This window comes from Corynebacterium sp. 13CS0277, from assembly GCF_002994655.1.
Lineage (GTDB): Bacteria > Actinomycetota > Actinomycetes > Mycobacteriales > Mycobacteriaceae > Corynebacterium.
The window spans coordinates 89,029-111,016 of record NZ_PPDL01000006.1 but is presented as its reverse complement, the minus strand read 5'-3'; the positions used below and the strand labels follow the sequence as shown (position 1 = coordinate 111,016).

Below are 21,988 nucleotides of genomic sequence, written 5' to 3'. Positions count from 1 at the left end.
GCGCCCCCGGGAACCCGCCCCGCGAGCCGGACCGCAGAGGATATGCCTGGCGGTCCTCCGGCGGCGGGGCCGCGGGGCCGCGGGGAGGGTGCTGAGCGGTTAGACTTCCTAACCATGACTGACCAGAAGAAGATCCACCCGTTTGCTGCCCCGAAGGGCGTGCCGGACTATGTGCCGCCGACCTCGCCCATGTTCCAGCACATTCGGGACCTGTTCACGGCGACGGCCCGCACCTATGGGTTCCAGCACATTGAGCTGCCCGTGTTCGAGGAGACTGGCCTGTTTGCCCGCGGCGTGGGCGAGTCGACGGATGTGGTGAGCAAGGAGATGTACACCTTCGCCGACCGCGGTGGCCGCAGTGTCACCCTGCGCCCGGAGGGCACCGCGGGCGTCATGCGTGCCGTGATCGAGCACAACCTGGATCGCGGGCAGCTGCCCGTGAAGCTGGTGTACGCGGGCCCCTTCTTCCGTTACGAGCGCCCCCAGGCGGGCCGCTACCGCCAGCTGCAGCAGGTTGGCGTGGAGGCCATCGGTGTGGATGACCCGGCGCTCGACGCCGAGGTCATCGCCCTGGCGGACGCCTGCTATCGTGCGGCGGGCCTGAAGGATTACCGCCTGGAGCTCACCAGCCTGGGCGATAGCAACTGCCGCCCCGAGTACCGGGCGAAGCTGCAGGAATTCCTGTTCTCCCTGCCGTTGGATGAGGAGACCCGGGCGCGCGCGGAGATCAACCCGCTGCGCGTGCTGGACGATAAGCGCCCGGAGGTCAAGGAGATGACCGCGGATGCGCCGCTGATGCTGGATTACCTGGATGATGCGTGCCGCAGCCACTTTGAGACCGTGACGGGGCTGTTGGACGACATGGGGGTGTCGTATGTCGTCAACCCGCGCCTGGTGCGCGGCCTCGATTACTACACCAAGACGTGTTTCGAGTTCGTCCACGACGGTCTGGGCGCGCAGAGCGGTATTGGCGGCGGTGGCCGCTATGACGGGCTCATGGCGCAGCTCGGTGGGCAGGAGCTGTCGGGCATCGGCTTCGGCATCGGTATCGACCGGGTGCTGCTCGCGATGGAGGCCGAGGGGATTGCCCTGGATACGGCCGCCCGCGTCGACGTCTTCGGTGTGCCCCTGGGTGCGGAAGCGAAGTCGGCGATGGCGTTGCTCGTCGCCGAGCTGCGCCGCGCCGGTATTGCCGCCGACATGAGCTTCGGCGATCGCGGCCTCAAGGGCGCGATGAAGGGCGCGGACCGCTCGGGTGCGACGCTGGCGCTCGTGCTCGGGGAGGCGGAGCTCGCCGCCGGCGAGGTCGTCGTGAAGAACATGCGCACCCGGGAGCAGCACTCCGTGCCCCGCGCGGAGGCCGTCGGCTTCATCGCGGCCGCCCTGGGTGCGGCACAGGATGCCACTCAGGAGGGCCACTAATCATGCGGGCAGCAGCCGTTTGCCTGTGGGCGCGCGGTGCGGCGCGCCCCGCAGCCGCGGCCGCCGCAGCACTGATCACCGCCGCAGCCCTCGTCGCCTGCGGGCAGTCGGATGATGCCGCCGATCCGACGAGCAGCGTGCTGGCGGGCGTGGCCCCCACCGTCACCTCCTCGACCGTGGTGAGCGCACCGGCGTCCACCACGGCAGCGCCGACGAGTGAGGCGGAGGACACCACCACCCCGACCACCCCGCCGCCGCTGGTCGTGACGACGGAAGTCCCCCAGGTCGCGAGCCGGGAAGGCAAGTTCTGGGGCGGCGACGACTACGACCCGGATACTGCGGCCCGCCTGCCGCACGAGCGGCTGGAGATCGGCAGCCTCGTCGACATCCTCGGCACCGAGGTGGAGGTGTGCTCCACGGGGGACGCCTATGGCATCCACTATGTGGGCGCATCGCCTGAGTTTGGGTGCGCGAACGCCACAGTGGTGTCCGAGGCAGCACTCAAGGGCGAGGATCCCGCCGATAACGTCCACTTCGCCACGGTGAAGCCCGTGCGCGCCGAGGATGCGATGTTTAGCTGCTCGGAGCAGGGCAACATCGTGCTCACCTGCGTGGACGACCGGGGGAACTCTGTGCTCATGTGGTAGCCCGGCTGGGGCCTACCAGCACCAGCCCTGCCGCTTGGGTGACCCGCCATGCACCACACGCGCCGCAGACATCCCTGAGGGATCCTCTGCGGCGCGTGTGTGTGTCTGTGCTCTGGGTGCTGCGTGCCGTACCCGACTTGGGGTGGGCGGGGGATGCCCGCGTGATGGGGTCCACGGGTGCGCTGTGGGGCTTGGGTGTGGCGGCTGGAGGAACACCACCGCCCGGCACACGCAGCTGGTGTGCCGGGCGGGGGAGTATGCGACGAACGTGGCCGCAGTGGTTGTGGTGCGGCTTAGTCCGGGTAGCGCAGGCCGCGCATGCTGCCGTGCTTGAGCCCGGAGAGGAACAGGTCCACGAGGTTGTGGGTGATGTTCGGCTCCAGGGCGACGATGCCCGGCACCGGGGGACGGGTCACGGTGATGAGCCCGACGATGAAGGTGTTGTGGTGCACGTCCTTGTGCACCAGGCCGGCATCCTTGGCCATGGCGATGATCTTTTCGCCCTTGCTCGATGCCAGCGCGCGTGCGTCGGCGACCTCCGCCGGCAGGGTCGACAGATCGTCGGGTGCGAAGGAGGACACGAGGATGGAGACGCCCATGTTCACCAGGCCGTCGACGTAGGTGTACCACCAGTGCTCCGGGTTGGTGTGGAAGTACTTCAGGACGTCGTCCTGCAGCTGCTGGGCCTCGGCGAAGAATCGGCCGCCGCACGCCACGAGGAGGGCGGTGCGGTCGGGGAAGTTGCGGTACAGGGTCGCGATGCCGACCTGGGCCCGCTCAGCGACGGTGTCGAGGCTGACGTTGTGGGCGTTGGTCGAAAACAGTTCACACGCGGCCGTGATGATTCGTTCGCGGCGTGCTAGGGCGTCGGAGCGCACAGTCGGAGATCTTTCTGTGAAAACTCGAGAAATGATAGATGCAAATCCACTTTAGTGTGTGGGTGGACGAAGTCCAAATCATCCCCGCCCCCGGAATCATCCCCCTGTTTGCCCCGCTCAACAGCACTTTTGAAGGTGCTTGTGCGGCCTGTGGTGCGGGCACGCCTTGCGGAGTCGTAGACAGGTGCTCGCACACTCGCCAGACATCATAGCGCACACACTCGCGCACTCCTGCCGAGTCCACCACCCACCCTGACGCTCACGCTCCCCGGCCGTCCCACAGCCCCCAGGCATTCCGCGCGGCACGGCACGTGGTTCGGGCCGGAACCGGGCGCACCGGCGGGCGCTAAGGGTTGGTCTGACGCGCGGCGCGCAGGCGGGGGCCGGGTGCGGGGTCGGCGGTGGCAGAATGTCTGCCATGACTGCCCTGAGCCGCGCGGAGCTACAGACCATTATTGAGGCTGCCGATTTCTACATGCCGGTGCTCACGAGCGCGAACCACATGGTGTACGCAATCGCCCACAGTGAGCAGCCGCCGCTGCTGCACACCGTGGTGCGTCTGCCCTACGCCTCGGCTCAGCCGCCTGCCGCGCCCGCCGACGCCGAGGCTGGCGCGGCGGTGCCGGCCGCCACCGCTGCCGACTTCCCGGGGGACGTGGATGCTGCCGGTGCGCACGCCCCGGGCGGGCAGGACGCGACTCAGGTATCCGCGAGTGCTGCCGCCGCGCAGGCGGAACAGGCCCCCGCCGAGCTTCCCGTCATCACGCTCGTCGACCCGGGCAGCATTGAGTGGGCGCGCGATACCTACGCTGGTTTCCTGCTCGCCGCGGACGCGCAGTCCCGCCAGGCGCTCGTCGACGTCCAACACCTGCTGGCCGGTTTGCCGGCGCGCCGCACGCTCGCGGCGAAGGCTCTCGTCAGCCGGGTGCGGGCGCTGTTTTCGCCCCCGCCGGCCGAAGCGCTTGCAGAGGCCCAAGCCTTGCGGGAGGTGTTCCTCCAACTACGCGACGGGGCCTACCAGTCTTTCCAGGCCTCCCAGCAGCTGTTCCAGTCGGCGGTCGCCCTGCAGGAATCCACCGGGGTCGCCCTGTGGGAGGGGGACCCGCGGGTGCCGGAGGAGTTCGTGGCGACCGCCCGGCAGCGGGTGCTTGCGGCTGCGGATTGCCGGGACGCGGAGTTCCGCTGGATTGACGCGGACCAGCTTGATGCACTTGTGGCTGCGGTGCGCGCCTGGGATGCCGACCCCAACAGTGTGGTGCGCCTGCGGGCCGCCGCAGAGACCGCCCTGCAGGCCCTCACGCAGGAACGGGTGGAGGTGCTGCTGGCGCAGATGCCCGTGGAGAAGCTCAAAGACGCCACTAGCCAGCGCCTGCGCTTTAGCGGCCTGGACGCCGTGGGTATCACGACCGTGGCGCAGGTGCTCGCCGCCCGGGTGGAGGACCTCACCCGGGTCAACGGCATCGGGGAGGCGACCGCCCGCCGCATGAAAGCCGCCGCGCAGAGCTTGCGCGCGGAGGCCGCCGCCCGCCACGCCACCCGCATCGGCCACGAGCCCAGCCCCCACGCCGTCGAACTCGTCGGCATTCTGCACCGCTACGGGCAGGTCCTCGCCCAGCAGCCGCAGGACACCGCCCGGGTGCAGCGCCTGGCCGGGTGTGCCCGCGCGCTGCCCACCGCCGCCACCTTAGGCGCGGGCGATCGGCTCGGGCAGCGCCGCTGGCTGGCCTTCGCCGAGAACGCAGGCGCGCACGACCCCATCGACCAATTAGTCGACGACCTGCAGTGGGCGCAGGCGGACCCGGCGATCTTTGCCGCCGCTCGCGTGCTGGACCCGGGCCCGGACGTGTGGGAGGACTACCTTCGGGCACCGGCCCGCTACCAGAGCTTGCTCGCCGACCTGCTGCGCCTCGACGCCGAACATGTGGGGTTCACCGACCCGGACACCATCGCCGCCATCCGGAACCTCACCCTGCTGCGCGACTATCTCACCCCGGACACGTTCCTGCGTGGCTACCAGGCATTCGGCGCGAAATTCGCGGTGGTGCGCCGCAAAACCGTCCTCGGGGACGAGATGGGCCTGGGCAAAACCATCCAGGCCATCGCCTGGGCGGCGCACCTCGCCGCCGCTGATGCGGGAGCCAGCCACATCGTCGTCGTCTGCCCCGCCAGCGTGGTGCTCAACTGGATGCGAGAATTGGCGAAATTCTCCACCCTGCCGGCGGTGAAAGCCCACGGGCCGGACAAGGAAGCCAGCCGCGCGCAGTGGGTGAACCAGGGTGGGTTCCTCGTGTGCACCTTCGAAGGGGCCCGCGCCCTCGACCTCAGCGCGGCGGAAACCCTCATCGTCGACGAAGCCCACCTGGTGAAAAACCCCACCGCCCGCCGCTCCCAGGCGGTTGCCGCGCTCATCGACCAGGTCGACTACGCCCTGCTGCTCACCGGCACGCCCCTGGAGAACCGGGTGGAGGAGTTCACCACCCTCATCCGCTACGTGCAGCCCGAGTTGCTGGGCCGGGGCGCGACGCAGATGGGGGCGATGGCCTTCGCCCGCGCCATCGCCCCGGCGTACCTGCGCCGCAACCAGGTGGATGTGCTCGACGAGCTGCCCGAGAAACTCGAGGAAGACGACATCGTCGAACTCACCGCAGGCGACGAGGCCGCCTACCGGGAGGCGGTCGCCTCCGGGAGCTGGATGGCGATGCGCCGGGCGGCGTTTCTCGCCGGCTGGCAACCCCCGCAGGACACCGCGCCAGACGACCCCGACCGCCTCGACGACCCAGAAGGGGCAGCAGTGGAGCAGGACCCGGGTCATGCTGCGGCCGGGCGCCCCGCCGCGGCCCCAGCGCCGAGCATGCCCGCCAAGGTGGAACGCATCCTCGACATCGTGGAGGAAGCCGAGTCCGCCGACCGCAAAGTCATCGTCTTCACCTACTTCCTCGACGTCCTCGACGTCCTCCAGCACTACCTCGGCGACCGCGTCGTCGGCACCATCACCGGCAGCGTGAGCGCCCCACAGCGCCAAGAGATGGTCGACGCACTCGGCGCCGCCCCCGCCGGCGCGGTCCTCCTCGCCCAGATCACCGCCGGCGGTGTGGGGCTCAACATCCAGGCCGCCAGCGTCATCGTGCTCGCCGAACCACAGGTCAAACCCACTATCGAAGACCAAGCCATCGCCCGCGCCTTCCGGATGGGGCAAACCCGCAAGGTCCACGTGCACCGGCTTATTGGCGCCGACACTGTCGACGAACGCATGCTAGAGATCCTCGCCCCCAAACGCGCCACCTTCGACTCCTACGCCCGCCGCAGTGAGGTCACGAGCAGCACCCCCGACGCTGTCGACATCACCGAACCGGCACTCGCCGCCACCATCATCGCCGAGGAACGCGCCCGCCTGGGCTTCGACGCCGCAGCCCCGATCGCCACCGAATTCGGCGACGTGCCCGCGCCTGCCGGTGTAGCCGCGGCACCCCTCGGGAATACGCACACGGACACACCAAAGAGCGCGGGGACGACCGGGCGCCCACACAACGCAGAAGGGACGCCGGGCGCAGAGGCACCAGCAGACACCGCGCCCGCAGAAACGCACCACACCGCACCGCAGTCCACCCCGGCACCCCCCGAGGAGAACACCCCGTGACCACCCCACACGCGCCCGCCCCCGGCACACCGGGCGAGGAGCACACCTCGGGTGCGGGGGTGTACCGCATCCTGCGCGCGGCCTCCTTTCAATACCGCTACACCACGGTGGACCCGCAAGATACGCCGACCGACCACGCCGCCCACCGCGGGGAGCACGCCGCCACCCACGGCACGGTCGGCCAGGGGAGCGCGGCACACGACGCGTGGGCCGCACACAGCCACGCAGCCGACGCGCCCGTCGCCCGCACCGTGGAACACCTCCGCGCGGCAGGAGACGACCCCATCCTCGTGCCCCTCGACATGCTCACCACCCCCGACGGCGCACAGGCCATCGTCGATGCCTTCGCCGCCGCCTACGACGTCCGTACACGCCAGGCAGGCTCCCTGGCCTACCAGCGGCTCGCACACCGGGTGGCATGCCTGCTTGCGGGCAGCTGGGTCCTCGGCGGGGACCTCCCCGCACTCGTGGGCGCGCCGGGCACTGCCGTGCTCATCACCCGGGGTGCGACGAGCGCACTGTTCACCACCGCCGGCGAGCCTGCGTGCGATGCCCATCGGACACGGGCGCGGATGGCCGCCACGGTGGCTGCAGCCCGCAGGACCCGCGCCGGCGGCGACGCCAGTCGCCGAACCCCGGGTGGAGACTCCTCTGAGGATGCCGTGGTGGGGAGGCGGCAGCAGGAGACGCCCGCTGCGCCAGATTCCGTGCAGGAGTTGGGGCGCGTGCTCCTGGCTACCATGGAGCCGCTCATCGCCGCGTTTTCCACCACGGGGGTCTCCCGCGCCAACCTGGTGGCCAACACCATGACCGCAGTGTGCGGCATGCTGCGCAACCTTGTGCGCAAAGACCTCCTGGCAGCCAGTGATGCTTTTGCCACTGCTGCCGGCCTGGCTGCCGCCGACCCCGGGCTCGCCCGTGGCGGCTGGGTGGAACTGCTGCGCCAGGCGCCCCCACACTCAGATACGCACCCTGACTGCGCGGGCGTCAGCTGCGGCGTCGAGGTCCTCGCCGACAGTCGAGTCCAGTCGCAGGAAAGCGCCGAGATGCTCCTCAGTGCGGCCACCGAAGCCGACGAGGCGAGCTCTGCGGGCAGCGACCCCGACGCCCCGCAGTGTGTGCGGCTCGCGTACTACCGGACCAGCTGCTGCCACTGGTACACCAGCGGGGCAGACAACTGCGACTGGTGCTGCCACCGCGACGAAGACGCCCGCCGCGCCACCATGGCCACCACACTGTTTCCCAGTTCCGGCTAAGTCGCACCACCCACACCCAACTGTGCCCCAAAGACACCACACCCCGGCGGCACCATACGTGACTGGTGCGGCCGGGGTGTGCTGCGCGCGACGGGTGACTATCCGCCTTAACTGGTGCGGTAGCCGCCACGCTCCAAGGTGTCGCAGGTGCTCATCTGGCCCGTGGAGTAGCCCGCGAGGAACGCCTGCTGCCGCTGCTCCGAAGAACCATGGGTAAACATATCCGGGCGCACCCGGCCACCCGAACGCGTCTGAATATTATCGTCACCCACCGCACGCGCCGCGGTCACCGCATCGCGCACCTGATCCTGGGTAATCGGCTCCAAAAACGCATCCTGGCCCTTATCCGCATAATGCGCCCACAGGCCCGCATAACAATCGGCCTGCAGCTCAATGCGCACCGCATTGGAATCCTCACCAGGCTGGTTGTAGTTACTCAACCCCAGCGTGCCCTCCAGCTGCTGGATGTGGTGGCCAAACTCGTGGGCCACCACATACTCCTGCGCCAAGGGCGAATCCTTGCCGCCCAACTGCTCCAGCATGGTGAAGAAGTCCGTATCGAAGTACGCCGTCTGATCCGTGGGGCAGTAGAACGGGCCCGTCTGCGAGGACGCCACACCACAGCCCGTCTGCGCCTGGCCGCTAAAAATCGACAAACCCGGCTCGGTGTAGGCAATGTCCGCCTGCGCCGGCAGCACCTTCCGCCACACCTCGTCCAGGCTCTTCGCGGTGAACTCCAACCGGCAATCCGTGTACCGGTTCGCGTCCTCGCCAGTCTGACAATGATCCAACGTCTGGCTTTGCTCCCCGCTGGGCAACTGCTGCTGTTGCGCGCCCGGGTCACTGCCCAGCAGCGACCCCAGTTCGTTCGGGTTGCCACCCATCAACAAAAACAAACCCACCAACAACAAGGTGCCGACGCCGCCACCGACCGCGATGCGGCCACCGCCGCCACCGCCGGCACGCCGCGCACGGGGCGCACCACGTTCAACATCACCGCGAAAAGTCATGGGTCGATTGTGCCACATGCCAGCGGCGATGCTGCTATAGCGAGCAGGCGAATCCCCGCACGTCCCACCCGCGCGCCATGGGGAGCTGAAGGAGCGCCGGCCACCCTGGCAGGCGCCCAGCCCCGGGTGTCGGCACCCCCACGGATGCGCCCGCCCCAGGTGTGTCGGGCGGGGCAGGAGGTGGCCGGCGGTAGGGGAGAGCAAGCGTCGGGGGTACACTGTCTAACATTGTCTTCCCCGGCGGCGACCCGGGGAACCGAGCCTGTGCGTTGACTGCTGCGCGGGGACTGCAGGTGCGTCAGCATTTTCGGCCCGGGCAGGACCCCACGGGAACGGCTCGGTGATGACATCAAGAAAACTACTTTTGTCTCACATGCGTGAAAGGACACGATCGACGTGCTGCGCACTCATCTTGCGGGTGACTTGAGGAAAGACACCGCCGGCCAGACCGTTACCCTGACCGGTTGGGTTTCCCGCCGCCGCGACCACGGTGGCGTGATTTTTATTGACCTGCGTGACCGCTCCGGGGTTGCCCAGGTGGTCTTCCGCAATAGCGAGGTTGCCGAGCGTGCCCACCACCTGCGCAGCGAGTTCTGCATCAAGGTCACCGGTGTGGTGGAGCTCCGCCCCGAAGGCTCCGAGAACCCGAACCTGCCGTCCGGCGACGTGGAGGTCAACGTCACCGACCTCGAGGTGCTCAACGAGTCCGCGCCGCTGCCGTTCCAGATCGAAGACGATCACGGCGGAGAGGTGGGCGAGGAAGCCCGCCTGAAGTACCGCTACCTGGACCTGCGCCGCCCCCGCCAGGGTGAGGCGCTGCGCCTGCGCTCCCGCGCCAACCAGGCGGCCCGCCGCGTGCTCGATGCGAACGGCTTCACCGAGATCGAAACCCCCACCCTCACGCGCTCGACGCCGGAAGGTGCGCGCGACTTCCTCGTGCCGGCGCGCCTGAAGCCGGGCACGTTCTACGCCCTGCCGCAGTCCCCGCAGCTGTTCAAGCAGCTGCTCATGGTTGCCGGCATGGAGCGCTACTACCAGATCGCGCGCTGCTACCGCGATGAGGATTTCCGTGCGGACCGCCAGCCGGAGTTCACCCAGCTCGATGTGGAGATGAGCTTCGTCGACCAAGAGGACGTCATCGACCTCGCGGAGCAGATCCTGCGTGCCCTGTGGGAGCTCATCGGCTACGAGATCACCACCCCGATCCCGCGCATGACCTACGCCGATGCGATGCGCCTTTACGGCTCCGATAAGCCGGACCTGCGTTTCGACATCACCATCACCGAGTGCACCGAGTTCTTCAAGAACACCAGCTTCCGCGTGTTCCAGAACGAGTACGTCGGCGCCGTCGTCATGGAGGGGGGCGCGTCCCAGCCGCGCCGCCAGCTCGATGCGTGGCAGGAGTGGGCGAAGCAGCGCGGCGCGAAGGGCCTGGCCTACATCCTCGTCGGCGAGGACGGCGAGCTCGCCGGCCCGGTGGCGAAGAACATCACCGACGAGGAGCGCGCCGGTATCGCCGCCCACGTCGGCGCGAAGCCGGGCGACTGCATCTTCTTCGCCGCGGGCGACACGAAGTCCTCCCGCGCCCTGCTGGGCGCGGCCCGCGGGGAAATCGCCAACAAGCTGGGCCTCATCAAGGACGGCGACTGGGCCTTCACCTGGGTCGTCGACGCCCCGATGTTCGAGCCTTCCGCGGACGCCACCGCCTCCGGTGACGTGGCGCTCGGCCACTCGAAGTGGACTGCCGTTCACCACGCCTTCACCTCCCCGAAGCCGGAGTCGCTCGACACCTTCGACACCGACCCGGGCTCCGCGCTGGCCTACGCCTACGACATTGTCTGCAACGGCAACGAGATCGGCGGCGGTTCCATCCGTATCCACCGCCGCGACGTCCAGGAGCGTGTCTTCAACGTCATGGGCATCGACGAGGCTGAGGCCCAGGAGAAGTTCGGCTTCCTCCTCGACGCCTTTGCCTTCGGCGCCCCGCCGCACGGCGGCATCGCCTTCGGCTGGGACCGCATCGTCAGCCTGCTGGGCGGCTTCGACTCCATCCGCGACGTCATCGCCTTCCCGAAGTCCGGTGGCGGCGTGGACCCGCTCACCGACGCCCCCGCGGAGATCACCCCGGAGCAGCGCAAGGAATCCGGCATCGACGCCAAGCCGAAGAAGAAGGCTGACGCCGACAAGGCCGCCAAGGCCTAACGCGCAGCCCACCTTTCGTCACCTGTGCCTGCGATCCGCAGGGCAGGTGGCGTGAGGGGACACCTGTGGGCCCTGCGGGAGTGCAACGCCACCCCGTGGGGCTTTTCGCTGGGCGCAGCTACCCGCCCGTCACATCGCCTGCAGGCCGCAGGATTCACAGCAATCCCCAATGTGGTGTGCCGCCCCACGCTCGTGGTTGTCACCTAGAGTGGGGGACACGACGGCCCGGGCCCTCCCGCACCATGCGGCAGGCCCGCAGCGCACGGCGTCCTTATCTTTTTGTTCCGCTTTTTTCTTTCATCTTTTTTCCCCTTTTTCTTCCCCCTGTCGTTCTTTCATTCATCCCCCTTGGTGCCTCGGCCTGCGGCTGCGGGCACGGGCAGCAGGACTTGGCACGCTCTGGGCCGCCGGCACACAGCACGCACCACGGTGGTGGCCGCTGGCCTTGCCGGTGGTGTCCAGCCACAGGCCCTGTGCGTGCCTGTCGCTCAGCCTGGATCGTGGGGGAGGAAGTTCGACACGCACCACGCAAGGAGTGCACACGTTGTTCACCCACGAAGACATCCTCCAGTTGGGTTCTCAGCTGCTCAGTGAACGCTTCGGCGGCACCCAGGTGCTCAGCGACGCGGTGGCCCTGTCCGGCAGCGGCTCCTCGATCGTGCTGCGCGCCAAGGTCGCCCCGCAGCCCTTCCTGCAGGCCCGTACCGTGGTGCTCAAGTACTCGCCCGCCACCGGCGACGAGTTCGACGACGCGTCCCTCATCCGCGAGGTGGTGGCCTACCAGTTCACCAACTCCCTGCCGGAGGACGTCCGCCCGGGCCCGGTGCTGCTCGGCTACGACATTGACCACCGGCTGCTGGTGATCTCCGACGCGGGCGAGGGGGACACCCTCGAGGAGCTGTTGTCCTACTCGGATGAGGCGGCCCGCCTGCAGATTCTGCGCAGCCTCGGGCACGCGATTGGGCGGATGCACGCCGGCACCGCGGACCGGGAGGAGCACTTCTCCATCCTGCTGACCCGCATGCTGGGCCGCTACCCGGCGACCCGGGAGGTGCACGCCTCCCGCGATGAGAGCCTGTTGGTGGCGATCGATCAGGGAATGGCGTTGTTGGCGCGGGCGGGAGTGCCGCTGGTGCCGACCGTGGTGGATTTCGCCACCGATGCCAAGCGGCGGCTGCTGCGCGGCCAGCACCGAGCATTCAGCCCCTTCGACCTCTCCCCGGATAATGTGCTCTACGCCTCGGGCTGCCAGTTCCTCGACTATGAGTGGGCGGGCTTCCGGGATGCCACCTTCGATGTGGCGTGCGTGGTGGCCGGCTTCCCGCAGTTCCTGCTCACGGGCCCGATTGGCGATGAGGAAGCTGACGCGTTCATCGCCGCCTGGGTGCATGAGGTGGAGTCGGTCTGGCCGAACGTGGGCAACCCGGTGCGGCTGCGGGCCCGCATCATCACCGCGATGATCGGCTGGGCGCTCGCCAGCGTGACGTACATCTACTACGGGTCGATGAACCAGCTGGCCACCCAGGTCGCCGCCGAGCACCACGAGGAGGCAGGCGCCGATGACACCCCCACCCCGGAGCAGGAAGCCCTGCGGCTCGGGATCGTCGACGACGACTACGATATTCTCGCCGGCGGCAGCCTGCAGTCCATTCTGAAAAACGGCGGTGCGGCTCGCCGGGATCTGCTGGAAACCTTCCACGCGATGCGGCGCATGGCCGCCCGCGGCGGAGACCCCCGTTTCGAGGCGGTGGAGGAGTTCGCCAGCACCATCTGTGACCGCCTGGCGGCCCTCGCGCCCGCCGAATAAGCACTGTTCATCTCCCCGTCAGGGCCGCCCCCGGGCCGCCCGGCCCTGACTTGGATGGGGTAGACCCGCCCCCGGGGAGTATCCGTGGCGGCGGCCGTGGCGTGAGGGTGCGCCGGAAGGAGACAACTCGTGGCTGGTGGCGAGGGACTATTCGACCTGCCGGGGCAGCCGCCCCGGGAGGCCAACGAGGCCTACTTCCACCCGGGGGCGCACGCCCCGCTGGCGACCCGGATGCGGCCCCGCAGCCTCGACGAGGTGGTCGGCCAGGACCACATCCTGGGGCCGGGGATGCCGCTGCGGCGGCTGGTGGAAGGCCACGGCGCGGCGAGTGTCGTGCTCTACGGGCCGCCCGGGACGGGGAAAACCACCCTGGCCTCCCTCATCTCCCAGGCGGCCGGCGATCACTTCGTCGCCTTGTCGGCATTGTCCTCAGGGGTGAAGGAAGTCCGGGAGGTCATCGCCGAGGCGCGGCGCGCCCGCAGGCACGGGGAATCCACGGTGCTGTTCATCGACGAGGTGCACCGGTTTAGCAAAACCCAGCAGGATGCGCTGCTCGCGGCGGTGGAAAACCGCGACGTGCTGCTCGTGGCCGCCACCACCGAAAACCCCTCCTTCGCGGTCGTGTCCCCGCTGCTGTCGCGCAGTCTCGTCGTGCAGCTGGAATCGCTCAGCGATGACAACCTGCGCACCGTCATCGACCGGGCGTTGACCTCCGAGCGGGGGCTCGGCGGCGCCGTCACCCTCACCGAGGAGGCGCGCGCGCTGCTCACCCGCCTGGCCGGCGGGGACGCCCGCCGGGCGTTGACTTACCTCGACGCCATCACCGAGGGCGCGGCCCCCGGGGCGGAGATTACCGCCGAGGACATCGCCGCCCGCATCGACAAGGCGGCCGTCCGCTACGACCGGGACGGCGACCAGCACTACGATGTGACCTCCGCGTTCATCAAATCGATGCGCGGCTCCGACGTCGACGCCGCCCTGCACTACCTGGCCCGCATGCTGGACGCAGGGGAGGACCCCCGCTTCATCGCCCGCCGGCTCGTCATCCACGCCAGCGAAGACGTCGGCATGGCCGACCCCACGGCGCTGACGACGGCGACGAATGCCGCCCAGGCCGTGGCGTTGATCGGCCTGCCGGAAGCCCGGCTGGCGCTCGCGCAGGCCACCATCCACATCGCGCTCGCGCCGAAATCCAACGCGGTGATCCGTGCCATTGATGCGGCACTGGCGGACGTGCGGGCCGGGCACACCCCGCCCGTGCCCGCCCACCTGCGCGACGGGCACTACAGCGGGGCAGAAAAGCTCGGCAACGCGGTCGGCTACCGCTACCCGCACGACGACCCCCGCGGGGTGCTCGCGCAGCGCTACATTCCCGAAGGACTCGACGACGCCGTCTACTACTATCCGACGGAACACGGGCAGGAAAAAGGTCGCGCCGACTGGTTGGGCCGTCTGCGGCGGCTCATCCGCGCCCGCGGCTAAACCCCGCAACGCCGCCGGGGTGGGGCAGGGGCGCGGGCGCGGTCGCTGGGAACACGTAGGCCACGTGCCGTGTTTTCGACAGGTGTGGACTAAAGTTTGCTTCCAGGACTGTCGCGGGCCCGCCCGCGGCAGTGCACCGAACGCTTGAAGAGACCACCCTTTTTTCTTGCCCCTGATGTTCCCCCGCACACCACCTGCCACCCCGGGCCGTGATTGGCCTGGTGTGCGCACAGGCGTGGTGGTGCGCGGGCGCTAGTACCGATACAACACACCAAGTGAGGTTGACTTCGTCGTGCAGACACACGAGATTCGAGAGCGCTTCATCGCGCACTTCGTTAACGCCGGGCACCAGGAGGTGCCCAGCGCGTCCCTGATCCTGGACGACCCGAACCTTCTGTTCGTCAACGCCGGCATGGTGCCGTTCAAGCCCTACTTCCTGGGCCAGCAGAACCCCCCGTTCCCCAACGGCACCGCCACCAGCATCCAGAAGTGTGTCCGCACCCTCGACATTGAGGAGGTCGGTATCACCACCCGCCACAACACCTTCTTCCAGATGGCGGGCAACTTCTCCTTCGGCCAGTACTTCAAGGAAGGTGCGATCACCTATGCCTGGAGCCTGCTGACCGGGGCAGTCGACGACGGCGGCTACGGGCTCGATCCGGAGCGCCTGTGGGTGACGGTGTACCTCGACGACGATGAGGCCGCCGACATTTGGGAGAAGAAGATCGGCCTGCCCGCCGAGCGCATCCAGCGCCTGGGCATGGCGGACAACTACTGGTCCATGGGTATCCCCGGCCCCTGTGGCCCGTGCTCCGAGATCTACTACGATCGCGGCCCGGAGTACGGCAAGGAGGGCGGCCCGATCGCCGACGACAACCGCTACATGGAGATCTGGAACCTGGTCTTCATGCAGAACGAACGCGGCGAGGGCATCGGCAAGGACAACTTCGAGATCATCGGCCCCCTGCCGAAGAAGAACATTGATACCGGCCTCGGTGTGGAGCGCGTCGCCTGCATCCTGCAGGGCGTGGACAACGTCTACGAAACTGACCTGCTGCGCCCCGTCATCGACGTGGCGGAGAAGCTCACCGGCTCCACCTATGGTGCCGCCCACGAGTCCGACATCCGCTTCCGTGTCATCGCCGACCACTCGCGCACCGCGATGATGCTCATCCTCGACGGTGTGGTGCCCGGCAACGAGGGCCGCGGCTACATTCTGCGCCGCCTGCTGCGCCGCATCATCCGTTCCGCGCGCCTGTTGGGTGCGAAGGGTCCGACGATGGAGCAGTTCATCACCACCATCATGGACACCATGACCCCCTCCTACCCGGAGATCGCGGAGTCCCGTCAGCGGATCCTGCAGGTGGCGGTCAACGAGGAGAAGGCGTTCCTGCGCACCCTCGAGTCCGGCACCCACCTGTTTGAGCAGGTGGCGGAGTCCGTGAAGGCTTCCGGTCAGAAGGTGGTCGATGGCGCGCAGGCGTTCACCCTGCACGACACCTATGGCTTCCCGATCGATCTGACCCTGGAGATGGCCGCCGAGGCCGGCCTGGACGTCGACCGTGCGGGCTTCGAGTCGCTCATGGCGGAGCAGGTGGCGCGCGCGAAGGCGGACAGCCGGGCGAAGAAGCACGGCCACGCCGACCTGAGCATCTACCGCGAGTGGGTCGACAACAACCCGACCCGTTTCGTCGGCTACGACACCTTGAGCAACCAGGCGACCGTGCTGGGTCTGGTCAGCGACGGGGTGAAGCTCAACGAGGTGACCGCCGGGACCCCGGTGGAGGTCATCCTCGACGAGTCGGCCCTCTACGCCGAGGCCGGCGGCCAGCTTGGCGACCGCGGTGTCATCCGCACCGGTGACGGCCTGGTGCGCGTCACGGACGTGCAGAAGATCGGCAAGAAGCTGTGGATCCACAAGGGCGTGGTGGAAGACGGCCACCTCGAGGTGGGCCACGAGGTCACCGCCGAGGTCGACCCGCAGTGGCGTCACGCTGCCCGCCAGGCGCACTCCGGCACCCACCTCATCCACGCCGCCCTGCGGCAGGTGCTCGGCCCCACCGCGGTGCAGGCTGGCTCGATGAACAAGCCCGGTTTCCTGCGTTTCGACTTCAACTACGCGGAGGCATTGACCCCGCAGCAGTTGGAGGAGATCCAGGCGATCACCAACCAGGCGATCGACGCCGACTACCAGGTCAACACCGTGGAGACGAGCCTGGAGGACGCGAAGGCGATGGGGGCGATGGCCCTGTTCGGTGAGAACTACGGCGACGTTGTCCGCGTCGTGGAGATCGGTGGTCCGTTCTCCATGGAGCTGTGCGGCGGCACCCACGTCGGCCACTCCTCCCAGATCGGCCCGGTGGCCGTGCTCGGCGAGTCCTCCGTGGCGTCCGGCGTGCGCCGCATCGAGGCCTACTCGGGCCTGGATTCCTTCACCTTCCTGGCGAAGGAGCGCGCCCTGGCCGCAGGCCTGGCCGCCTCCCTGAAGACCCCCTCGGAGGAGCTCCCGGAGCGCATCGCGAAGCTCACGGAGCAGCTCAAGGCCGCGGAGAAGGAAATCGCCGCGCTCAACCGCCAGCAGCTGGCTGCGAAGACCGGCGAGCTGCTCAATCAGGCCACCACCGTGGGCGGGTTCACCCTGCTTGCGGCCCGCCTGCCGCAGGGTACTGCCGCCGGTGATCTGCGCACCGTCGCCACCGACCTGAAGAACCGCCTGCAGGATGCGGCGGCCGTCGTGGTACTCGCCGCGGAGGCCGGCGACAAGGTGCCCTTCATCGTGGCCGCCACCGACGCCGCCGTGGAGAAGGGTGTGAAGTCCGGCGAGCTGGTCAAGCTCATCGGCACCTACGTCGATGGCCGCGGCGGCGGCAAGCCGGATATGGCCCAGGGTTCCGGCGCAAAGCCGGCCGGCCTGGATGCGGCGTTCACCGCCGTCGCCGACGACCTGGCTGCCCGCTAAGCGGTCGACACCGTCGATTCCCTCACCCTCCCTCCGCCGCCGTCACTCGGCGGTGGCGGGTCGGCGGGGGAGTGCGCCCCACAGCTCACGCACAGCGCGTGGACTGTGGGGTTTTTCACACTGTGCGCTTGTTGTGCCCGCTGGGCGCGGCCTGCGGCTGTGATTGCTGGGGCTTGTGTGGCTACTGTGGCAGGCAGTCCTACTGTTGTTCCCGACGCGCCAGAAGGAGGCCGACGTGCCCCCCATCTACCCGGATAGCCCCGGCGTCGACGACCCCGGCCCCGGGGTCCGCCTCGCGCTTGATGTCGGCACCGTCCGCATCGGTGTGGCGCGCTCCAACAGGGAGGCCACCTTGGCGATGCCGGTGGAAACCGTCGCCCGCGCCACCCGCAGGAAAGGCCCCGACGGTGAGGACATTGACCGCATCCTCGACATCGTTGAGCTTTACGACGCCGTCGAAGTCGTCGTCGGCCTGCCGCGCACGCTGTCCGGGGATGGTTCCGCCTCCGCGAAACATGCCGCGGAGATCGCCCGCCGGGTGCGGCGTCGCCTGAAAAGGTTAAAACCTGCTGAAAAGGCCGTGCCGGTCAGGCTGGCCGACGAAAGGCTGACTACAGTGGTGGCCACGCAGGCGCTCCACGCCAGTGGGCTCAGCGCGCGCACGTCCCGCGCGGTCGTCGATCAGGCGGCCGCCGTCGAAATCCTGCAAAGCTGGCTCGACGGCAGGAACAACGCGCTCGCCCGCGCCGCTGCCGATGCCTCCAGCACGGCAGCCGAGGAGTCCCTGGTCGCCCCCTCGTCCGACCCCGCCTAGCCCTTGTCGCCACGCCCCGCGCGCAGGCCCGCGCATCGTGTTCGCCACGATGGCGGTGCTGTGATTCTTAGGGTGTGGCAGTCCCCCATTTCGAAAGCGAGACGCTAGCTCGTTGAGTACCAACCGCACTCACCCCCACGCTGCAGCCGCGCACGACGTGAAACGTCGACAACGCGGCCTGGCCGTCCTGATTATCACCCTGCTGCTCATCATTGGTTCGGTGGTCTACATCGGTATTGCCCGCAACAACTTAAAAACCCCGGCCGATTACACCACCGCCGGCAACGGCACGGTGGAGCTCGTGGAGATCGCCCCCGGGTCCTCCGTGAGTGAGCTGGGGCCCGAGCTGGTGGAGCGCAACATCGTGAAATCCAATGGCGCCTTCCAGAAGGCCGCCGGCGAGAACCCCAACGCGGCGAAGGTGCAGCCCGGCATCTACCGCCTGCAGGGGGAGATGTCGGCCGCAGCTGCGGTGGCGGCGCTGCTCGACCCGGCCAATAAGGTGCAGACCCTCGACATCCCGGGTGGTGCGACGCTCAACGACGTCACCGTCGTCGGCGGCGATACGCGCCTGGGTATCTTCTCCCAGATCAGCCGCGTCACCTGCGCTGAGGGTGCGCAGAACTGCCTGACGGTGGCGGCCCTCAAGCAGGCCGCCGGCGGGGTCGACCCCGTGCAGTTGGGCGTGCCGGACTGGGCTGTGGCCGCAGTGCTGGCGCGCGGCGATGACCCCCGCCGCCTCGAAGGGCTCATCATGCCCGGTGAGTACGTGGTCAACCCGGAGCAGAACGCCGCCGAGGTGCTGCGCAGCCTGATTACGGCCTCCGCGGAGAAGTACCAGGAGACCAACATCGTCGGCCGCGCTGAGGCCATTGGGCTCACCCCCTACGAGCTGCTCACCGCCGCCTCCCTCGTGGAGCGCGAAGCGCCCGCCGGCGATTTCGACAAGGTGGCCCGGGTTATCCTTAACCGCCTGCAGGAGCCGATGCGGCTGGAGTTCGACTCCACCGTCAACTACGACCTGCCGAACCAGGAGGTCGCCACCACGGACGAGGACCGTGGCCGCGTCACCCCCTGGAATACTTACGCCAAGGACGGCCTCCCGGAGACCCCGATCTCCTCGCCCTCCCTGCAAGCCATCGAGGCGATGGAGAACCCCGCCGAGGGTGACTGGCTGTTCTTCGTCACCATCGACAAGGACGGCACGACGGTGTTTAACCGCACCTTCGACGAGCATCAGCAGTCCACCGTCGAGGCGATCGACAACGGCGTCCTCGACTCGCAGCGCGAGGAGTAACGAGCCTCCCCTGCATCCGCCGACCCCGCCCGAGGGGCGCCCCACACGTGTGTGGCCGTGCCCCTCCGGCGGGGTTTCGTCGTCCCTGGGGCCCGCCGGCGGCGGCAGGCACCGCCTGCGGCGCACGAGGGTGTGGGGAGGGGTGCAGGCGCACTCCACCTATGCGGGTGCCCGCATGGGTGAGTGGGGGTGGGGGTGACGGCACCGCTGCCGCTGCGTGGCACGGGCACTGCGTGGACAGACTCCTCCGGCCAGCGTGTACCCCCGCATGAGGGGAATGTGTCGACTCATTCGCCCACGACATGCCCGAACAAAGTCGCATGCATTGTCACCTGATGGCCCACCCGGGGTATCTTTGGCACCAAGCAGTCTTACCCCCGCAGGCGGGCCGCGCAGGCACCACCGCGCGGAGTCCTGCCGCCGGGCGACGCGCTCCCCGGCACAGCACTGCACCCTGGGGTGCAGGTGTTGTGTGTTTTTCCCTTGTCGTTGACCCTCCACCCCACCCAAAGGAGTCCGTGGACCGTGGCTATTCAGCATCGCGCCGCCATCGTGGGTACACCCATCGGGCACTCACTCTCGCCCGTGCTGCACAACGCCGGCTACGCCGCCCTCGGCATGGACGACTGGGAGTACGGCAGCTTCGACTGCGACGCCGCCGGCCTGCCCGCCCTGGTGGACAGCCTCGACGACACCTACGTCGGCCTGTCGGTGACGATGCCGGGGAAGTTCGCGGTGCTCGACATCGCCAACGAGATCAGCGCCCGCTGTGAGGACATCGGCTCCGGCAACACCCTGGTGCGTACGGAGACCGGCTGGCGCGCCGACAACACCGACGTCGACGGCATCCGCGCCGCCCTCGAGCGTCTCCGCGTCGACGCCCCCAGTGTCGCCGCCGAGGGCTCTGAAGCTGTCCTCATCGGTGGCGGCGGCACCGCCCGCACCGTGCTGTGGACCATGGCGGAGTTGGGCTGCAGCAAAGTCACCGTCATCAACCGCACCGACCGCTCCGAGGAACTCAGCCCCCTGGTGACCCGCACCGGCGCCGAATTCGAATGGTTGCCGCCCACCGCAGACCTGCGGGAGACGATTGAACGCACCAGCGTCGTCATCAACACCGTTCCCGTACCCGGCACCCTCGACCTCGTGGAGGCGTGCTCTCACGCCCCGCTGTTCGACGTCATCTACAACCCCTGGCCCACGCCGCTCGCGCAGGCCGCCCGCGCGCATGGCCACCCCGTGGCCGGCGGCCACGTGATGCTCGCCCACCAGGCCTTCAGCCAGTTCGAGCAGTTCACCGGCTTCGCCGCCCCGGAGGATTCCATGTGGGCGGCACTCATGGACCGCTTCTAAACACCTCGCACCGCACCCCACTGTGTGCGCGTGCCGCGTAAGGAGCCGCGCCGCGCTGACACTCTTCGACCACTACTGCGCCCCGTACGCCCCGGCTTGAGAAAAGCCCCGGCGTACGGGGCGTCGTCGTGCACGCGGTGCCCGTGCACCCGCGCCTCGCAGGCCACCCCGGGCGGGAGCGGCGCGACTAGCACGGCGGCACGTGACGGGAGCGGGTGGAGGCTGCTGGTGTCCACACTGACTGGCGTTGCGGGCGGGTTATCCACAGATTCGGCGTACCAGCACCATCCGGCTGCTGCGGCTGTGAGGGGCACTGGGCAGGCTCGTGGGTGTCGCAATCGCGACGTGCATCCATCGCCGCCGAGCAGTGAGGAGAAACCCGTGACTCCACCCACCCACACCCCGACCACAGGCCGCCCACCGTGTACTGCCAGTGCGGGTGCTGCCCTTGAGCACCCGACAGCAGCCCGCTGCAGGCGGGCGCAGGGTGCCGGTCATGTCGGTGCCCCGAGGATGGTGGTGCAGGATCCCGCATCCTCCCGCCGGGCCTGGGTGGGCGCCACCGCCGGTGGGGTCGTGGTGGCCTGGGCGGTGCTGGTGCTGTGCTGGCGCCTGGGGGCAGCCGCACACGGGCCCGTTGCGCACAGCGGTGCCGGTGGGGTGCTGTTTGCTGCTGGGGCCTGCTGCGCGGCGCTCGCATGCGGCGCGTGGGCCGCCCGGCTGTGGTGGTGGGACGTGCGCACCCTGCGCATGCCCAACACGCTCATGGTGCCCGGGGTGCTGGCCGTGATGTTGGTGCTGGTCGGTGTCGGTCAGGGCGCGGCGCTGTGGGGTGGGGCGGTGTGGATGCTGCTGTACCTCGTCCTCGCGGTGTGGCGGGACGTGATCGGGGGCGCCGATATCAAGCTGGCGCTCGCGACGGGCAGCCTCGCGGCGGCCGCAGGCCCGGGTGCCGTGCTGGTGGCCATCGCCCTGGCTCAGGTCACCACGGTGCTCCACCTGTGGCTGACTCGGCGCGCGCGGGTGGCCCACGGCCCCCACATGTGGGCGGCCGCCGCGGTGGCTGTGCTGTGGGAGTCTGCGTGGGGAGGATTCCTCATCCCGATGGGGTGGTGAGGGCGCGCCGGTGGCGGTGTGGCGCGCGCGCTGCGCCGGCGGGTTCTTCCCGTTGTGCCATCCTGTGCTGGGTTCAGGCGGTGGGGGTGAACCACTGGTGCCCCCATG

The 21,988-nt window shown here is 68.9% G+C and carries 14 protein-coding genes; 12 read left to right on the top strand and 2 right to left on the bottom strand.

Annotated features, from left to right (window positions below):
• Nucleotides 1–114: 114 nt before the first annotated feature.
• Both hisS and C1Y63_RS03715 read left to right on the top strand, forming a co-directional pair.
• Nucleotides 115–1,422, top strand: coding sequence for a histidine--tRNA ligase (gene hisS, locus C1Y63_RS03720; protein WP_106015119.1), 1,308 nt, complete (start codon nt 115–117; stop codon nt 1,420–1,422).
• Between the two features lie 2 nt (nt 1,423–1,424).
• Nucleotides 1,425–2,069, top strand: a complete 645-nt coding sequence (locus C1Y63_RS03715; RefSeq protein WP_106015118.1) for a hypothetical protein — start codon at nt 1,425–1,427, stop codon at nt 2,067–2,069.
• A 293-nt stretch (nt 2,070–2,362) separates the two neighbouring features.
• Here the strand turns inward: C1Y63_RS03715 and C1Y63_RS03710 are convergent, their stop codons facing one another.
• Nucleotides 2,363–2,947, bottom strand: a complete 585-nt coding sequence (locus C1Y63_RS03710) for a TetR/AcrR family transcriptional regulator (RefSeq protein ID WP_158256077.1) — start codon at nt 2,945–2,947, stop codon at nt 2,363–2,365.
• A gap of 418 nt (nt 2,948–3,365) precedes the next feature.
• Between C1Y63_RS03710 and C1Y63_RS03705 the strand changes: the two genes are divergently transcribed.
• Both C1Y63_RS03705 and C1Y63_RS03700 read left to right on the top strand, forming a co-directional pair.
• Nucleotides 3,366–6,584 (top strand): DEAD/DEAH box helicase, encoded by a 3,219-nt coding sequence (locus C1Y63_RS03705; RefSeq protein ID WP_106015116.1) that lies wholly within the window; start codon nt 3,366–3,368, stop codon nt 6,582–6,584.
• Nucleotides 6,581–7,840, top strand: a complete 1,260-nt coding sequence (locus tag C1Y63_RS03700; RefSeq protein ID WP_106015115.1) for a hypothetical protein — start codon at nt 6,581–6,583, stop codon at nt 7,838–7,840. Before C1Y63_RS03705 ends, C1Y63_RS03700 begins: the two co-directional genes overlap by 4 nt.
• Before the next feature lie 107 nt (nt 7,841–7,947).
• Here C1Y63_RS03700 and C1Y63_RS03695 read toward each other — a convergent pair whose 3' ends face one another.
• Nucleotides 7,948–8,850, bottom strand: a complete 903-nt coding sequence (locus C1Y63_RS03695; RefSeq protein ID WP_106015114.1) for a neutral zinc metallopeptidase — start codon at nt 8,848–8,850, stop codon at nt 7,948–7,950.
• A gap of 396 nt (nt 8,851–9,246) precedes the next feature.
• Between C1Y63_RS03695 and aspS the strand changes: the two genes are divergently transcribed.
• From aspS to C1Y63_RS03655, 8 genes are all read left to right on the top strand, one after another.
• Nucleotides 9,247–11,052, top strand: coding sequence for an aspartate--tRNA ligase (gene aspS / locus C1Y63_RS03690; protein WP_106015113.1), 1,806 nt, complete (start codon nt 9,247–9,249; stop codon nt 11,050–11,052).
• A gap of 544 nt (nt 11,053–11,596) precedes the next feature.
• Nucleotides 11,597–12,859, top strand: a complete 1,263-nt coding sequence (locus tag C1Y63_RS03685) for a phosphotransferase (RefSeq protein ID WP_106015112.1) — start codon at nt 11,597–11,599, stop codon at nt 12,857–12,859.
• 156 nt (nt 12,860–13,015) lie between these two features.
• Nucleotides 13,016–14,341 carry a replication-associated recombination protein A gene (locus tag C1Y63_RS03680; protein WP_233195568.1) on the top strand — a complete coding sequence of 442 codons (1,326 nt, stop codon included), beginning with the start codon at nt 13,016–13,018 and terminating at the stop codon, nt 14,339–14,341.
• A gap of 292 nt (nt 14,342–14,633) precedes the next feature.
• Nucleotides 14,634–17,300 carry an alanine--tRNA ligase gene (gene alaS, locus C1Y63_RS03675; RefSeq protein ID WP_106015111.1) on the top strand — a complete coding sequence of 889 codons (2,667 nt, stop codon included), beginning with the start codon at nt 14,634–14,636 and terminating at the stop codon, nt 17,298–17,300.
• Between the two features lie 235 nt (nt 17,301–17,535).
• Nucleotides 17,536–18,114: a Holliday junction resolvase RuvX gene (gene ruvX, locus C1Y63_RS03670; RefSeq protein ID WP_106015110.1), complete on the top strand. Its 579-nt coding sequence runs from the start codon at nt 17,536–17,538 to the stop codon at nt 18,112–18,114.
• Nucleotides 18,115–18,271: 157 nt separating this feature from the next.
• Entirely contained in the window at nt 18,272–19,411 is a 1,140-nt protein-coding gene (mltG, locus tag C1Y63_RS03665) for an endolytic transglycosylase MltG (RefSeq protein ID WP_106015147.1), read from the top strand.
• A 525-nt stretch (nt 19,412–19,936) separates the two neighbouring features.
• Complete coding sequence (locus C1Y63_RS03660) at nt 19,937–20,764, top strand: shikimate dehydrogenase (RefSeq protein ID WP_106015109.1); 828 nt, start codon at nt 19,937–19,939, stop codon at nt 20,762–20,764.
• A gap of 519 nt (nt 20,765–21,283) precedes the next feature.
• Nucleotides 21,284–21,880: a prepilin peptidase gene (locus tag C1Y63_RS03655; RefSeq protein WP_158256076.1), complete on the top strand. Its 597-nt coding sequence runs from the start codon at nt 21,284–21,286 to the stop codon at nt 21,878–21,880.
• Nucleotides 21,881–21,988: the final 108 nt, after the last annotated feature.

Bases quoted from the DNA above. Each gene is read 5' to 3' on its own strand.
- hisS (WP_106015119.1), top strand. From the start codon at position 115: ATGACTGACCAGAAGAAGATCCACCCGTTTGCTGCCCCGAAGGGCGTG.
- C1Y63_RS03715 (WP_106015118.1), top strand. From the start codon at position 1,425: ATGCGGGCAGCAGCCGTTTGCCTGTGGGCGCGCGGTGCGGCGCGCCCC.
- C1Y63_RS03705 (WP_106015116.1), top strand. From the start codon at position 3,366: ATGACTGCCCTGAGCCGCGCGGAGCTACAGACCATTATTGAGGCTGCC.
- C1Y63_RS03695 (WP_106015114.1), bottom strand. From the start codon at position 8,850: ATGACTTTTCGCGGTGATGTTGAACGTGGTGCGCCCCGTGCGCGGCGT.